This window comes from Brevibacillus agri (assembly GCF_004117055.1).
In the GTDB taxonomy this organism is placed as follows: Bacteria; Bacillota; Bacilli; order Brevibacillales; family Brevibacillaceae; genus Brevibacillus; species Brevibacillus agri.
In genome coordinates, this window is sequence record NZ_CP026363.1 from 4250556 (window position 1) to 4266583 (window position 16028).

Genomic DNA, 16028 nt, shown 5'->3' on the forward strand with positions numbered 1-16028 from the left:
CTGTCCATCTGGACGCCGTGGCAGGGTTCTTTTTTGCTTTTTTTACTTAGGCTGCCATTGTTTGGACAGCTCGTCGCGCACGAGTTGGCCCATTGCTACTGTGCCAATCGCCTTGCTCGGATCTGCCGCGATATCGCCTGTGCGGTGTCCCGCTTCGAGGACGGACCAGACGGCGTTTTCTACTGCCGCCGCAGCCTCATCCATGCCGAGCGAGAGGCGGAGCATCATCGCGACAGAGAGGATCGTTGCCAGCGGATTGGCAATGCCTTTTCCGGCGATGTCAGGAGCGGAGCCGTGCACCGGTTCGTACAGCCCGAAGCTTCCCGCTGCCAGACTTGCCGAGGCCAGCATGCCGATCGAGCCTGTCAGCATCGCGGCCTGGTCGCTCAAAATGTCGCCGAACATGTTTTCCGTCACGATGACGTCAAACTGCTTCGGAGCGCGCACGAGCTGCATCGCGCACGAGTCGACCAGTTGGTGGGACAGCTCGACATCCGGGTAGTCGGCCGCTACCCGCTCTGCTACCTTGCGCCAGAGGCGGGAGCTTTCCAGCACGTTCGCCTTGTCGACAGACACGAGACGCTTTTGGCGTTTGCGAGCGATCTCAAAGCCTACACGGATAATCCGCTCGACTTCCGCTTCGGTGTAAATGCATTGGTCTTCGGCTACTTCGCCGTTCGGACCGTCGTAGCGCTTTTTCTCCCCGAAGTAAATGCCTCCGGTCAGCTCGCGCACCACGATCAAATCTACGCCGGACACCACTTCCGGCTTGAGCGTAGAAGCTTCGACGAGCGAGCTGTGCATCGTCGCCGGGCGAATGTTGGCAAACAGCCCAAGCTCCTTGCGAATCCCCAAAAGTCCTGTCTCCGGGCGAAGGTGCCCCGGATTTTGATCCCACTTCGGGCCGCCTACTGCACCGAGCAGCACCGCGTCGGCCTGCTTCGCCAGCTTGACGGTCGCTTCCGGCAGCGGAGTTCCGTCGGTGTCGATGGCGATTCCGCCGATCCGGCCTTCCTCGCACGTAAATGTGACGCCTTCGCGCTCTCCTACAAGCTGAAGGACTTTGACTGCTTCCTGCATGATCTCTGGTCCGATACCGTCACCAGGAAGAACGGCGATGCGATAATTTTTCTTCATCGTTTATCCCGCTTTTCTTTTCTGTAATGGTTTTTCGTTCCTTGCTGGTTTCTTTTTTCCTATCCAATCCGTTTTGTTCTAGTTTGCAGCGACTGGCACGGATTCCCCGCGGCGCTCCAAAATTTTGTTGATCGCGCGCACGTAGGCGATCGCGCTCGCTTCCAGCACGTCTGTGCTGACTCCGCGGCCAGTGACGGTCAGCTCGCCTTGCTGGAGGCGGACGAACACTTCGCCGAGCGCGTCCTGTCCGTGCGTGACCGAGAGAATTTTGTAGTCGATCAAGGTGACTTCTTCGCCTGTGGCGCGGTCAATCGCCTTGTAGATCGCATCGACGGAGCCGTTGCCAATCGCCGCTTCCTCGACGACCGAGTCGTCAGCCCGCTTCAGGCGGACGCTTGCCGTCGGCACGGAAATGTTGCCGTAGGCGAGCTGCACCGATTCGAGCTGAAACGCTTCGGCACCGCGAACCATTTTTGTATCGATCAGGGCAAGAATGTCGTCGTCCGTAATTTCTTTTTTCTTGTCGCACAATGCCTTGAAGGCGGCAAAGGCGGCATTGACTTCCTCTTGGTCGAGGTGGTAGCCCAGTTCCACCAGCTTTTCCTTGAACGCGTGACGGCCAGAGTGCTTGCCGAGCACCAGTTTGTTCGACTTGAAGCCGACCGACTCCGGACGAATGATTTCGTAGGTGGTGACTTCCTTCAAGACGCCGTCCTGGTGAATGCCGGACTCGTGGGCAAAAGCGTTCGCGCCTACGACGGCTTTGTTGCCCGGCACGATCATTCCTGTCAAACGGCTTACGAGCTGGCTGGTCCGCGCGATTTCCTTCAGATGAAGTTTGGTTGTCGCCTGGTAATAGTCCTTGCGTGTCTCCAGTGCGAGCGCCACTTCTTCCAGCGCCGCGTTGCCTGCGCGTTCGCCGATCCCGTTGATCGTACCTTCTACCTGTGTAGCTCCGCCTTCCACGGCAGCCAAGCTGTTTGCGACAGCCATGCCCAGGTCATCGTGGCAATGACAGCTCAGGCGGATTCCTTCTGTCTCTGGCACGCGCTTTTTCAGTTCGCGGAAAATGTTGCCGTACTGGTACGGCGTCATGTAGCCGACGGTGTCCGGAATGTTCACGGTTGTCGCGCCTGCCTTGATGACCGCTTCCACTACCTCGGCCAAAAAGTCGATCTCTGTCCGCGCCGCATCCTCTGCGGAAAACTGTACTTCTGTGAAGTATTTTTTCGCATAGGTGACCGCCTCCACCGCACGAGCAAGGACCTGCTCCTTGCTCATGTTCAGTTTGTACTGGCGATGGATCGGAGACGTTGCAAGAAAGACGTGGAGGGATGCGTTTTGCGCGTTGCGCAGCGCTTCGTACGCCTTATCCATGTCGTCTTTGACGGCACGTGCGAGACTTACGACGGTGGAGTTTTTCACCCGCTTCGCCACTTCGGCCACAGACTTTTGGTCGCCTGGGGAAGCAGCCGCAAAGCCAGCCTCAATTCTGTTTACGCCCAGCTTTTCCAGTTGAAGGGCGATCTCCACCTTTTCGTTCGTGCTGATGTTGACGCCCGGAGACTGCTCCCCATCGCGTAATGTCGTATCAAAAATCTCAATGGTCCGCATGAACTTTTCACCTCCACTTTTTTTCCTACATTATATATGTCTCTCTATACGGGTCCTTATTGCCCGATTTTCGCTTCTTCTTTTTTCGTTTCTTTGTTCAGCCAGGACATCATGCCGCGCAGTTGTTGTCCGACTACCTCGATGCCGTGCTCTGCTTCCAGACGGCGGCGGGAAGTGAAGCCAGGACGGTTTGCCTGGTTTTCCAGGATCCAGTTGCGAGCGAATGTACCGTCTTGGATTTCAGCCAGCACTTTTTTCATTTCTTTGCGCGTTTCTTCTGTGATGATGCGGCGGCCTGTGCTGTAGTCACCGTACTCAGCCGTGTCACTGATGGAGTAGCGCATGCGAGCCAGACCGCCTTCGTACATCAGGTCGACGATCAGCTTCAGCTCGTGCAGGCACTCGAAGTAGGCGATCTCTGGCGCGTATCCTGCTTCTACCAGCGTATCGAAGCCTGCTTTTACCAGCTCGCTTGCTCCGCCACACAATACTGCTTGCTCCCCGAACAGGTCTGTTTCTGTCTCTTCGCGGAAAGTCGTTTCGATCACGCCTGCTTTTGTGCAGCCGATTCCGCTGGAGTATGCGAGTGCGAGGTCTTTTGCATTGCCAGTCGCATCCTGGTAGATCGCGATCAGGCCAGGTACGCCAAAGCCTTCTTGGTACACGCGGCGCACGAGGTGACCCGGGCTTTTTGGCGCAGACATGATAACGTCTACGTCAGCAGGCGGCACGATTTGCGCGTAGTGGATGTTGAAGCCGTGGGAGAAGCAGAGTGCTGCGCCGGATTTCAGGTTTGGCGCGATCTCGTCGCGGTACACTTGCGCCTGGCGCTCGTCTGGCATGAGGATTTGCACCACGTCAGCGCGTTTGGTTGCTTCGGCCACTGTCAACACTTCGAAGCCGTCTTTTGCCGCAACGTCCCAAGACTTCCCTGGGCGCAGACCTACTACTACTTTATAGCCGCTGTCGCGCAGGTTTTGCGCTTGCGCATGGCCCTGGCTGCCGTAGCCGATGATGGCGATTGTTTTGCCGCGCAGTACCTCTTTGTTTACGTCTGCTTCATAATACATTTTTACCATTTGTGTAGCCTCCCTAAAATTATGTTTAGTTTGAATTTCTATTCTGAATTTTGCAATTTAAACCGTTGCTGCGGCTGTTGCTGGAACAATACTGCGCGCCATCGCTACTGATCCTGTTCTCGTCAGTTCGAGCACCCCGTAGCTTTGCAAAAGCACAAGCAGCGCGTCGATTTTTTCGGTGTCACCCGTTACTTGCACGATCAGCGAGGTAGGTCCCACATCGACGATCGCGGCGCGGAACGGCTCGACAATCCCGTTCAACTCGGCCAACTGGCTCGGTGATGCGCTCACCTTGATAAGCGCCAGCTCCCGGGAAACGTACGGGTTTTCGCTGAGGTTCGTCACCGAGATGACGTCGATCAGCTTTTGCAATTGCTTCATCAGTTGTTGAATCTGGCGGTCATCCGCTCCGGTGGTAATAATCATCCGGGACAGCCCTTGCTCCTCTGTTCCTCCCACCGTGATGCTGTCGATGTTGAAGCCGCGTTGCCCGAACAAGGTCGCGACTCGGGTCAATACGCCGGGGTGATCGTTGACGAGTACGGCGATCGTATGTGTTTGCATCCTAGTCGTCCCCCAATTCCATCTGATCTAATGTGTCGCCCGACGCTACCATCGGATACACGTTTTCTTCCTGCGCGACGCGGAAGTCCACGACGACTGGCCCATCATGGCGCAGCGCTTCGGCCCAAACGGCTTCTGCCTCTTGCGGAGTGGTGGCCCGCAAGCCTTTGACGCCGTACGCTTCCGCCAGCTTGACGAAATCCGGGCTGCACGTCAGGTCGATCTGGCTGTAGCGATTGTCGTAGAACAGCTCCTGCCATTGGCGAACCATCCCCAGGCACTGGTTGTTCACAATCGCGACCTTCACCGGAATGTTGTACTGGGAGACGATCGCCAGCTCCTGGTTGGTCATCTGGAAGCCGCCGTCGCCCACTACGGCGATTACCGTGCGATCCGGGTGCGCGATCTGTGCGCCAATCGCTGCCGGGAAGCCAAAGCCCATCGTGCCGAGGCCGCCGGAAGAGATAAAGGAGCGCGGGTGCTTGAACTTGTAGTATTGTGCTGTCCACATCTGGTGCTGTCCAACGTCTGTCGTGACGATCGCTTCCCCATCTGTGGAGCTGTACAGAAGCTCAATGACCGCTTGCGGCTTCAGTACGTCGCCGTCTTTTTTGTACTTGTACGGATACTGTGCCTGCCATTCCCTCAACTGGCTGATCCACGCCTCGGAATCGCATTTGCGGGCAACCGGAATCGCTTTGGCCAGGGTGCTTTTCACATCGCCTGCCACAGTGACGGCTGTCTCGACGTTTTTCCCCAGCTCGGCAGGGTCGATGTCGACGTGGACGATGCGGGCTTTCGGAGCAAACTCCTTGGTGCGTCCCATCGTGATCCGGTCATCGAAGCGAGCGCCGAGGCCGATGACACAGTCCGCATTGAGCAGCGCCTGGTTGGCTGTGTAGCTGCCGTGCATGCCCGGCATGGCGAGCGCCAATTCGTGCGTGCCCGGGAAACCGCCCAGCCCCATGAACGTGTTGATAACCGGGATGCGCGTCTTCTCCGCAAAAGCGAGCAGCTCTGCTTCGGCTTTTGCGGCGATGATGCCGCCGCCTGCCAAAATGACCGGGCGCTTCGCTTCGCCAATCGCGTCAACAAATGTCTGCACCTCTTCGTCTGTCGGCACGAGCGTGTCGCGGTAGCCGCGAATCTCGACCTTGTCGGGATAAGTGAACGGCGCCTTCGCGTTGGCCACATCTTTTGGAATGTCGATGAGGACCGGGCCCGGACGACCTGTAGAAGCGATGTGGAACGCTTCCTTCACGATGCGCGGAAGCTCGCGGACATCGCGGACGAAGTAGCTGTGCTTCGTAATCGGGATGGTGATTCCGGTAATGTTCGCTTCCTGGAACGCGTCGGTTCCGATCAGCGACTGGGCTACGTTTCCGGTGATGCACACCAGCGGAACCGAGTCCATCTGGGCTGTCGCAATTCCGGTTACGAGGTTGGTCGCCCCCGGACCGGAAGTGGCGATGCATACGCCCGGTTTGCCAGTAGCGCGGGCGTATCCGTCTGCTGCGTGGATCGCGCCCTGCTCATGGCGAGTCAGGATGTGCTTGAAGTAGCTCCCGTACAAGGAATCGTAGATCGGGAGCACCGCTCCGCCTGGGTAGCCGAAAATGTATTCGACTTCCTCCAGGATCAGACAGCGCAGAAGCGTTTCTGCTCCTGTCACTTCCTCCCCGAACTGAATCGGTGGAATGCCGTTCTTTTTCTGCAATTCGGCCATTTCAACACTCATTTTCCTCTCCTCCTCCCACTTCTTAAAGCAGCTATAAAAAATACCTATGGACACATAGAAAAACCCTTTCGCCCCGACACGGTTCGGTTTCCATGTCTTTTGGGGCGAAAGGGTTCGCGGTACCACCCAACTTTATCGGCGCCTCGCGGTCAGCCGATCTCAGCCAGTCACAGCAAATGCGGACTGTAACACGCTAACGGGTGTCAATCGGTTTTCCCTACTTTTTGCACGAGGCAAATTTCAGCAAAACAGCTCAGAGGTGAGCAATGCAGCGTACCCTATGCCCGTTCTCAGCAACCAGGGCTCTCTGTAAAAGGGGAGACGCGCACCATCCTCGTCATAGCCTGCTATTATAACAATATTTCTAATATTGTTGTTGTCAGAAAATAAAGTGTTACGTCTGATTATAGCTAGGCACTTTGGGGGTGTCAACGAAAACAAAAAGATTTTACTATACTTTCGTCCGAACGGATGCTCAGTAGAAAATGCCGGAACGGCGCGGTTTTTGCGTGAAAGCGGATACATTTTCTTTCGGCTTGTCCCCTTTCTCGGGCAAGGAAACGGACCGGCAATGCCCGCCCTTCCCTTTTGTTCGCAAACTTGTTTTACAGATTGTCGCGAAGTCCCTCGATCAAAATTTGCGCCACCTCGGGACGGGTAAATTCCGGCGGCGGGGTCTGGCCGCTGCGCAAAAGCGCGCGCACTTTTGTCCCGGACAGCGTCAGATGCTCGCTTGCAGCGTGTGGGCACGTCTTGGCCGTCGCCATTCCTTGGCAGGCTGTGCAATAAAAGCTGTGCTCATAAAACAGCAACTGGATGCCCAGCTCCTCTGGCGCAAATGCAGAGAAGATGTGCTGCGCGTCGTATGTCCCGTAGTAATCGCCCACGCCCGCGTGATCGCGGCCTACGATGAAGTGCGTGCAGCCGTAGTTTTTGCGGACGAGCGCGTGGAATACCGCTTCTCTCGGACCTGCGTAGCGCATCGCCGCCGGGAAGGCCGCGAGCAGCACGCGCTCTTTCGGGTAGTAGTTTTCCAGCAGGGCGAGGTAGCTTTTCATCCGCACTTGCGCGGGGATGTCATCTGACTTGGTTTCCCCCATCAGCGGGTTGAGAAAAAGCCCGTCGACGATTTCCATTGCCGCCTTTTGAATGTATTCGTGCGCCCGGTGGACGGGATTGCGCGTCTGGAAGCCGACGACGCTCTTCCAGCCGTTTTGGGAAAAAAGCTCTCTCGTCTCGCGCGGCGTCAAATAATATTCGGCAAACCGCTCGGGCTGCGGCCGCTTGAGCACATGCACCGGACCGCCCACGTACAGCCCCGGTTTTTCCATCAGCTTTTTCACTCCCGGATGCGCCCGGTCCGCTGTCCGAAACACTTGTCTTGCCTCCCGGGCTTTATCGGGCTGGTAGAGGCTTTGCACCTGGAGTATGGCGTAGTCTTCGCCATCTTCGCCGCGCAGCCATACCGCATCCCCCGGCTCGATGTCCGCGTGCTCGGCCGCATCGACTGCCAGCGTCACGGGCAGCGGCCAAACCGTCCCGTCTGCGAGCCGCATCCGCTCCACGACGGAATGGTAGTCGTCCTCGCAAAGAAAGCCTGTCAGCGGGGAAAAGGCGCCAATGGCGAGGCAGTCTATGTCAGACAACGTCCATTGATCGACCACGATTGCTTTTTTGCCAGCGGCTCTGGTTATCGCTTCCGGCTGACTTTCCAGCCGTTCAATCAGCGTCCCACCGTGTGGCGAGATCGTATGCATAGCGTGTCCTCCCTTTTGTTCCCTTACTTGTGCAGGCCGCATTCGGTCTTGTCAAAGCCGGCCCAGCGGCCCGCGCGCGGGTCCTGCCCTGACTGGACAGGCCGGGTGCAAACACTGCAGCCAATACTTGGATAATTGCGGTCATGCAAAGGGTTGTAGGGGACATCGTTCGCGTGTATATATGCCCACACCTGGTCCATCGTCCAGTCCGCGAGCGGGTTGAACTTCACCAGCTTGAATTTATCGTCCCATTCCACTTTTTTCGCATTGGCGCGGGTAGGCGCCTGATCGCGGCGAATGCCGGTAATCCAGGCGTCGTAGCCGGACAGCACCCGTGTCAAAGGCTCTACTTTGCGGATTTGGCAGCACAGATTCGGGTCTGTCTCCCACAATTTGTCTCCGTGGCTCTTCTCCTGCTCAGCCAGAGTCATCTGGGGCAGCACCTGGATAAATTTCGTCTGGTACCGCTCCTCCAGCTTGTCGCGCGTCTCGTACGTCTCGGGAAAATGTTTGTTCGTATCGAGATAAAAAACAGGTATCGTCGGGGCCAGTTTGTGCAGCATGTCGATCAGCACGACATCCTCGGCACCGAAGCTTGAGGCGAGGACGAGGTTGCCTGCGAAGTGTTCCACCGCCAGAACAAGCACATCCTGCGGGGATTTGGCTTCCATCCGGTACGCCCACACTTGCAGCTCTTCGTCCGCCATCCTCTGGCGATTGCTCATCAGCGAAACTCCTTTCCTGCTAGGATTCCCCCACCATCATATGTCGGGAGGCAGGAAGTGGCGATTCGTCCTGCTGACAAAACTGCCGCGACGGCACCGAAAGAAACGAAAAGAGCGACCAGACCTGTAGCCCGATCGCTCCTCGCGGATTGCTCCCTCTTATTTTTTGTCAGAGTCACTGTTTGCTGCCGGGAAAATAAACGAACTGCCTGTCGGAATCGTGTTGAGATTCGCCTGGTCTACATTTTGTGTCGCCGGTGCTCCTGTGATGAAGACGACGGGTGCTACGTAGGCATCATCCTTTTCTTTGGCGAACGCTCCCGGAACGAACAGCGCCGAACAGACCACCGCAGTTGCACCCATCATTACCATCCACTTTTGTTTTTTCATCTCTACTCTCTCCTATCCAATGTTTTCCTTTGACGCTTTTTATTGTACGGCAGGGAGCCATCCTCTCGACACGGACGGGAGATTGTTTTTTGCTCCAACCTGAGACGGAGCCGCCTCTACGCCCGTTGTCCATTTTCTTAAAAAAACGATGGCGTTTCGTTGCTGCCCTTGCGCTTTTCGGATGTTCATTCATAGGGGAGAGCCTCTCCGACAAGCAAAAAAAGCCGACCTTCCCCACCAGGAAAGATCGGCTTTGCTTTTTGCGTATGTGCTTACGCGTTCAGTTTGCCTTTTGCAACTGCTGCCAGTTCGTTGAACGCAGCTTTGTCGTTCACAGCCAGGTCAGCCAGCATTTTGCGGTTCACTTCGATGCCAGCCACTTTCAGGCCGTGCATCAGACGGCTGTAGGACAGACCGTTCAGGCGAGCTTGCGCGTTGATACGGGTGATCCACAGTTTGCGGAAGTCGCGTTTCTTTTGACGACGGTCGCGGTATGCATAAAGCAGGGATTTCATTACTTGCGCATTAGCGGATTTAAACAGGCGATGTTTGGAACCGAAGTATCCTTTCGCCAGCTTCAGGATTTTCTTATGACGACGGCGTGTAACAATGCCACCTTTTACTCTTGGCATACTAAACTCCTCCTGGTCTTTCCAGCATGGCGGCCTACTGCTAGGCGCTTAGGGAGCTCATGCTGCGTAATGTGTGTAATGATGCGAAAACTTACAGGTAAGTGAGCATTTGCTCCATGCGTTTTTGATCGCCTTTGGAAACGAGTGCAGCTTTGCGCAGGTGGCGCTTTTGCTTAGTCGTTTTGTTGGCGAACATGTGGTTACCAAATGCGCGGTCGCGCTTCAATTGGCCGCTTCCAGTCTTTTTGAAACGTTTTGCAGCAGCCTTGTTGGTTTTCATTTTAGGCATCTGAAAAGTCCTCCTGTCTAAACTACTATCTTACTTTTCCGCTTTCGGAGCCAGAATCATAATCATGCTGCGGCCCTCGATCTTCGGTTTACGCTCAGGCGTAGCGAGATCTTCACACTGAGCAGCTACACGCTCCATAACGCCAAGCCCGATTTCGGAGTGGGTGATTTCACGTCCACGGAAACGGATCGTACACTTCACCTTGTGGTGATCCTCCAAGAACTTGCGGACGTTGCGAAGCTTGGTTTGAAAATCGTGTTCTTCGATGTTAGAAGAAAAACGCACTTCTTTCAGCTCGATGATCTTCTGGTTTTTCCGTGCTTCTTTCTCCTTTTTCGCCTGCTCGTACTTGAACTTTCCGTAGTCCATGATACGGCATACAGGCGGTTTGGCTGTCGGAGCAACGTTTACCAGATCCAGTTCGGCTTCCTGGGCAATGCGCAACGCTTCCCTGAAGGGTACGACTCCCAATTGGCTCCCGTCAGCGCCGATCAAACGGACTTCACGGGCACGGATCGCTTCGTTGATTAACATTTGATCCTTGCTAATACTTGCCACCTCCGTCAATTTCGAGAAGGAACAAAAATGTGCGAACGCATCTGCGCCCGCACATATCTCACCTAAGCAATTTCATCAGATCCAAGGATCTTTGCATAAGAGTTACCTGTCAACAGTCGTGTCGGACGTCGACCCAGGTGAGAAGCTGGGCGCCTCTGCTTGTTCTCGAAGTATGAAGTGTTTATACACGCAACTTATAATACAAGGTAGAGTTGTCTTTGTCAAGGCTTATCGCTTTTTATCCTCCGATGTGGGACATTTCCACCTTCGGACGCTTTTGCAGCCCCGGCGTTTCGTCCAGCCGTTCTTCCGAATAGCGCTCGTCGCGCTTTTCCCAGATCGCGCGAATCTGCTCCTGGATTTCTTCGTCGCTTCGCCCGCTGCGCAGCGGCTCGCGCAAGTCATAGCCGGCGGAGGCGAACAGGCAGTTGTACATTTTCCCCTCTGCCGACAGCCGCGCCCGCGTACAGGTAGAGCAAAAGGCTTGTGTCACCGACGAGATCAGCCCAATCTCCTGATCGCTCCCCTCGTAGCGGTAGCGCGAAGCGACCTCGCCGAAGTAGTTCGCCTCGACCGGGACGAGCGGCATTTCTGCGCCGATCATCCGGACGATTTCGCTGGAAGGCACGACCTGATCGAGCTTCCAGCCGTTGCTGTTGCCTACGTCCATGAACTCAATGAAGCGCAGCGTATGGCCTTGCTCGCGGAAATAACGGGCCATCGGCAAAATGTCCTGGTCGTTGACACCGCGCTGGACGACCATGTTGATTTTCACCCCGAGTCCCGCTTCCGCCGCCGCGCGAATCCCGTCGAGCACAGCATCCACCGGATAGCCTCTGCCGTTTAACATGCCAAACCGCTCGTTGTCCAGGCTGTCGAGGCTGACGGTGACGCGATCAAGCCCGGCTTCCTTCAAAGCCTGGGCATGGCGGGCGAGCAGCGAGCCATTGGTCGTCATGGCGATATCGTGAACGTCCTCTATTTTTCGAATCATTCGTATTAATTCAGGCAAATCCCTGCGCACGAGCGGTTCTCCGCCCGTAATCCGGATTTTCCGCACGCCGAGCGCTGTGAATATTTGGGTCAAGCGGGTAATTTCTTCAAACGACAGCAGCTTGTGCTGCGGCAAAAATTCAAACTCCGGCCCGAAAATTTCAGCCGGCATACAGTACCGGCAACGAAAATTGCATTTGTCTGTCACGGAAATGCGCAGATCACGGAGAGGACGCTTTCGTGTGTCACGTACTTGCATCTGCTCTAGCACTGGTGGTCACCCTCCTTTTCCTGGCTGAGCCTGGCATGCCACTCTATCTCCAGTTTGTCTCGTATTGATGTCCAACATGCGATTCCGGCTTTTTATTAGCGTACCATATTCCGCCTGCGAACGGCTCCTGTTCCTGCACTTTTCGCTGTTGCAAAAGCGGTCGCAAGCCGATGAAAATCGGAAAAATGACCCGGTGCACGCCAATGTGCAAACCGTTTTTTTGACTATTCCCTTTTGTATAAACATAGGATAATATGACTATATATTATGCTCTATATATTCCTCTTCAATAAGGAAAGCGAAGATCAGCCGTTTGTATGTGGGCACTTGAATGGCTGGGAGCGAGTAGTGCAACCGACCCTATTTTCGTTGTAGAGTCGGTTTATTTTATCCCAGAACAAAGGCCTTGTCCACTGCTCAGAAACGGCAAGCTGCAGCAATGGCAATCGCCCCCTCTTTCTCAATTTTTGAGTAAATCAATAAAATGTAAAATTCGGAGGTCTGCATGCAATTTTTTGCAAAGAAAGCAAAGCCATGGAATGAGTATGTGAAAGCTTCCCACGCAACTGACATTACCGAAGTGGGCGAACGCGTGAAAGAGCGCCTGTCTTTTTTGGGCGTGGATCAGGATACATTGGCGCACGTCAAAGAGGCTGCTACCACGCTTTACCCCTTTAAAGCAGAGATCGTATCCAAGTTTTACCAGTCGATCACTAACGTTCCCCACCTCCAGAAGATCATCCTCGACAACTCCAGCCTGGAGCGGTTGAAAAAAACTTTGGAGGTCCACCTGGAGCAGTTTCTCACAGCAGAAGTCAACCATGAGTACGTGAAAACGAGAATTGTCATCGGGCAAGTTCACAGCCGCATTCATCTGACAGCCGATCATTTTATTTCTGCACACCATCTGCTGATTCAGATCATGACCACGATTTTGATGGAAAAATGGAGCAATCAGCCGCATCAGATGATGAAAATGGTCACCGCTGTGCAAAAATTGGCAGCATTCGATCAGCAACTGATTGTGGAAGTGTATATGGAAGAGACGTTCAAATCGTTTTTGTTCGGCATCTCCGGCATGCTCAACCATATGACCCAGCTCGACACGACGAAGCAGCTTATCTCGGGAATGGACGAGCAGATCGAGGAAAGCCACAGCGTCACCGCCGCAACGGAAGAAATGAGCGCCTCGATTCAGGAAGTCGCCAACCACGCGCTCAAAGTCGCGGAAGGGACAGACGAAGCGGTGCAATCCGCTGAACAGAGCAAACAGATCATCAATGCCGCTCTCGGCGACATCCGCCAGGTGGGCCACGTCTTTGTCGAGGTCATGAGCAGGGTAAACCAGCTCAATCAGGAGATTCATCAGACACAGGACGTCATCCGCATCATTCGGGAAATCGCCGAGCAGACCAACCTGCTCGCGCTGAACGCCAGTATCGAGGCCGCCCGGGCCGGAGAGCAAGGGCGCGGCTTTGCAGTCGTAGCCACTGAGGTGCGCAAGCTGGCCGAGCATACAAAAGAACAGATCAGCCGGATCACAGACAACATGGAGTCGCTGCAACAAGTTTCGAAGCGAGTGACGGAGCAGATGGACAGCACGAGCAAGCTGGTGGAGCGCAGCGTCGGGGAAGCCCAGTTCGCCGATGTCGCCCTGAACAAGATTGTGTCCACCATGCAGGAAATCAGCCAATCCACCTCGCAAATTGCCGCCATGACCGAGGAACAGGCTTCTTCTGTCACGGATATCGCCCACCGCAACTCCACGATTTTTGACCTGAGCACACATTCGCAGCAAATCGCCAAAGACACCGCGCAAATCATTCTCGAACTGAGCCGGAAAATGGATGAGTACCGCAAGACGTTCTTTACGATCAATGTCAAATTGAGCTACAAAGACATCGTGCGCGTGGCCAAAACGGATCATTTGCTGTGGAAATGGAAAATTTACAACATGTTCCTTGGTTTGGAAAACCTGGTCGCCGCAGAAATGGCCTCGCACCATCACTGCCGACTGGGGACGTGGTACTACAGCGACTTGCCGCCGCTTGTGCGCAACAACCCGACCTTCAAAAAGCTGGAGGAGCCGCACAAATTAGTACATTTTTACGCCAAGCAGGCAGTGGAAAAATACCAGGCCGAGGATCTCGCCGGCGCCCAGGAAGCGTACGAGCAGCTTCAACGGGCGTCCCATGAAGTCGTAACACTGCTTACCCGTCTGGAAAATGAGCTGTAGCAGTTGTCGCCACCGTTTTCGCCAAAAACAAAAGGGCCGTTCCCACCGTTCGGGTGAGAACTGCCCTTTTTGCTTTACTTCATTTCGTTGATTTCGGCGCGGATTTTTTCCACGAACTCATCAACGGTCATGGCGCCTTCATCGCCTACTCCCCGTCTGCGTACAGACAGAGTGCCGTCTGTCACTTCTTTTTCCCCGATAACCAGCATGTACGGGATTTTTTGCACTTGCGCTTCACGGATTTTGTAGCCGATTTTTTCGTTGCGCGCATCCAGCTCTACGCGGATGCCAGCTTGTTGCAGCTTTTCTTTGACTTGCTCGGCGTACGGAATGTGCACCTCGCTGATGTTCATCAAGCGCGCCTGGATTGGAGTCAGCCAGACAGGGAATGCGCCTGCGTAGTGCTCGATCAGGATGCCGATGAAACGCTCCATGGAGCCGTACATCGCACGGTGCAAGACAACCGGACGATGCTTTTCGTTGTCTTGGCCCACGTAAGTCAGGTCGAACTTCTCCGGCATTTGGAAGTCGAGCTGGATGGTTCCACATTGGTGACGGCGTTTCAGCGCGTCGGTAATTTGGAAGTCGATCTTCGGTCCGTAGAACGCACCGTCGCCTTCCTTGATTTCATACGGCATTTCCAGTTGCTCCAGCACCTTTTTCAAGGAGCTTTCCGCTGTTTCCCACAGCTCGTCGGAGCCCATGGAATCTTCCGGGCGAGTCGAAAGTGCTACGCTGTATTCAAAGCCGAACACTTTGTAGATTTTGTCGATCAGCTTAATCATGTTTTTGATTTCGCTCTCGATCTGGTCAGGGCGGACGAATACGTGTGCGTCATCCTGGCAGAAGGTGCGAACCCGCAGCATGCCGTTCAGCGCGCCGGAATATTCGTGGCGGTGAACCTGGCCGAACTCGGCATAGCGAATCGGCAAGTCGCGGTAGGAATGCATTGCGTTTTTGTAAATGAGCATGTGTCCTGGGCAGTTCATCGGCTTCAAGGCGTAAGTCGCGTTGTCGACTTCAGAGAAGTACATGTTTTCCTTGTAGTGATCCCAGTGACCGGATTCTTTCCAGAGGCGCTCGTTCATGAGGAACGGCGAGCGCACCTCTGTGTATTGGGCAAGCTGTTGCAGGCGGCGGGAGAACTGCTCCAGCTCGTTGCGGACAGTGAAGCCGTTTGGCAGGTAGAACGGCATGCCAGGCGCTTCCTCGGAGAACATGAACAGCTCCAGCTCTTTGCCCAGTTTGCGGTGGTCGCGCTTTTTCGCCTCTTCGATGAAGTGCAGATATTCGTCCATATCCGCTTTTTTCGGCCAAGCGGTACCGTAGACGCGCTGCAGCACCTGGTTTTCCGCTTTTCCGCGCCAGTATGCACCTGCCACGCTCATCAGCTTGAACGCTTTGATGTAGCCAGTGGACGGCAAGTGCGGGCCGCGACAGAGGTCGAAAAATTCGCCCTGCTCGTACAGGGTGATCGTCGCATCCGCCGGCAAGTCGCGGATGAGTTCCAGCTTCAGATGGTCGTTGAGGTTTTGGAAAATTCTTGTCGCCTCGTCGCGGCTGACGACTCTGCGGCGGATCGGCAAGTCTTCCTTCACGATTTTTTCCATTTCCGCCTCAATCTTGCCCAAGTCTTCTGGCGAGAGCGAGACCGGAATGTCCATGTCGTAGTAGAAGCCGTCTTCGATCACAGGACCGATCCCGAATTTGACTTCGCTGCCGTACAGGCGTCTTACTGCCTGGGCGAGCAAGTGAGCGGTACTGTGACGGTAAACTTCCAAGCCTTCCGGCGAATCGAGGGTCACGATTTCAATTGCTGCGTCATCCTCAAGCGGCGTGTACAGATCCACGACTTTGCCGTCTTTTTTGCCGGCTACTGCTTTTTTCTTCAGGCTCGCGCTGATGGAGCCTGCGATCTCTTCGATGGTGATCCCAGCTTCGTACTGACGGACTGCTCCATCCGGGAACGTTACGTTAATTTGTGCCACCTTGGATTCTTCCTTCCTGTTTGTTGTTTTTGAGAAAATAAAAAACACCCATCCCAG

Annotated in this window: 14 protein-coding genes, 1 riboswitch and 1 other annotated feature (1 of these 16 only partly in view); of the genes, 1 reads left to right on the plus strand and 13 read right to left on the minus strand. The window is 54.9% G+C overall.

Annotation, left to right across the window (positions count from 1 at the left end; translation table 11 throughout):
• Window positions 1–42 precede the first annotated feature (42 nt).
• From leuB to moaA, 12 genes are all read right to left on the minus strand, one after another.
• Entirely contained in the window at window positions 43–1137 is a 1095-nt protein-coding gene (leuB, locus tag BA6348_RS20825; RefSeq protein ID WP_122953458.1) for a 3-isopropylmalate dehydrogenase, read from the minus strand.
• Window positions 1138–1215: 78 nt separating this feature from the next.
• A complete protein-coding gene (locus tag BA6348_RS20830; protein ID WP_005829322.1) occupies window positions 1216–2751 on the minus strand; it encodes a 2-isopropylmalate synthase in 1536 nt (511 codons plus the stop codon).
• Between the two features lie 56 nt (window positions 2752–2807).
• Entirely contained in the window at window positions 2808–3830 is a 1023-nt protein-coding gene (gene ilvC / locus BA6348_RS20835; protein WP_005829324.1) for a ketol-acid reductoisomerase, read from the minus strand.
• Window positions 3831–3887: 57 nt separating this feature from the next.
• A complete protein-coding gene (gene ilvN / locus BA6348_RS20840; RefSeq protein ID WP_005829326.1) occupies window positions 3888–4394 on the minus strand; it encodes an acetolactate synthase small subunit in 507 nt (168 codons plus the stop codon).
• Window position 4395: 1 nt separating this feature from the next.
• The gene (gene ilvB, locus BA6348_RS20845) at window positions 4396–6132 is read right to left on the minus strand and encodes a biosynthetic-type acetolactate synthase large subunit (protein ID WP_005829328.1); all 1737 of its coding nucleotides are present in this window, start codon (window positions 6130–6132) and stop codon (window positions 4396–4398) included.
• 605 nt (window positions 6133–6737) lie between these two features.
• Window positions 6738–7889, minus strand: coding sequence for a sulfate adenylyltransferase (gene sat / locus BA6348_RS20850; RefSeq protein WP_007776549.1), 1152 nt, complete (start codon window positions 7887–7889; stop codon window positions 6738–6740).
• 23 nt (window positions 7890–7912) lie between these two features.
• Window positions 7913–8614 carry a phosphoadenylyl-sulfate reductase gene (locus tag BA6348_RS20855; protein WP_005829332.1) on the minus strand — a complete coding sequence of 234 codons (702 nt, stop codon included), beginning with the start codon at window positions 8612–8614 and terminating at the stop codon, window positions 7913–7915.
• 159 nt (window positions 8615–8773) lie between these two features.
• A complete protein-coding gene (locus BA6348_RS20860; RefSeq protein ID WP_005829333.1) occupies window positions 8774–9004 on the minus strand; it encodes a hypothetical protein in 231 nt (76 codons plus the stop codon).
• Window positions 9005–9276: 272 nt separating this feature from the next.
• A complete protein-coding gene (gene rplT, locus BA6348_RS20865; protein ID WP_005829335.1) occupies window positions 9277–9636 on the minus strand; it encodes a 50S ribosomal protein L20 in 360 nt (119 codons plus the stop codon).
• A gap of 91 nt (window positions 9637–9727) precedes the next feature.
• Window positions 9728–9925 carry a 50S ribosomal protein L35 gene (gene rpmI / locus BA6348_RS20870; RefSeq protein WP_005829336.1) on the minus strand — a complete coding sequence of 66 codons (198 nt, stop codon included), beginning with the start codon at window positions 9923–9925 and terminating at the stop codon, window positions 9728–9730.
• 30 nt (window positions 9926–9955) lie between these two features.
• Entirely contained in the window at window positions 9956–10459 is a 504-nt protein-coding gene (gene infC / locus BA6348_RS20875) for a translation initiation factor IF-3 (RefSeq protein ID WP_005829338.1), read from the minus strand.
• 262 nt (window positions 10460–10721) lie between these two features.
• Window positions 10722–11735 carry a GTP 3',8-cyclase MoaA gene (gene moaA / locus BA6348_RS20880; protein ID WP_165329027.1) on the minus strand — a complete coding sequence of 338 codons (1014 nt, stop codon included), beginning with the start codon at window positions 11733–11735 and terminating at the stop codon, window positions 10722–10724.
• Window positions 11736–12032: 297 nt separating this feature from the next.
• Window positions 12033–12116, plus strand: a riboswitch (cyclic di-GMP riboswitch).
• Window positions 12117–12252: 136 nt separating this feature from the next.
• Here moaA and BA6348_RS20885 point away from each other — a divergent pair.
• A complete protein-coding gene (locus BA6348_RS20885; protein ID WP_122953457.1) occupies window positions 12253–13983 on the plus strand; it encodes a methyl-accepting chemotaxis protein in 1731 nt (576 codons plus the stop codon).
• Window positions 13984–14057: 74 nt separating this feature from the next.
• On the opposite strand, the gene thrS is transcribed toward BA6348_RS20885, so the two are convergent.
• Window positions 14058–15971, minus strand: coding sequence for a threonine--tRNA ligase (gene thrS, locus BA6348_RS20890; RefSeq protein WP_007776535.1), 1914 nt, complete (start codon window positions 15969–15971; stop codon window positions 14058–14060).
• A 55-nt stretch (window positions 15972–16026) separates the two neighbouring features.
• Window positions 16027–16028, minus strand: a binding site (T-box leader) (it continues 262 nt past the right edge of the window).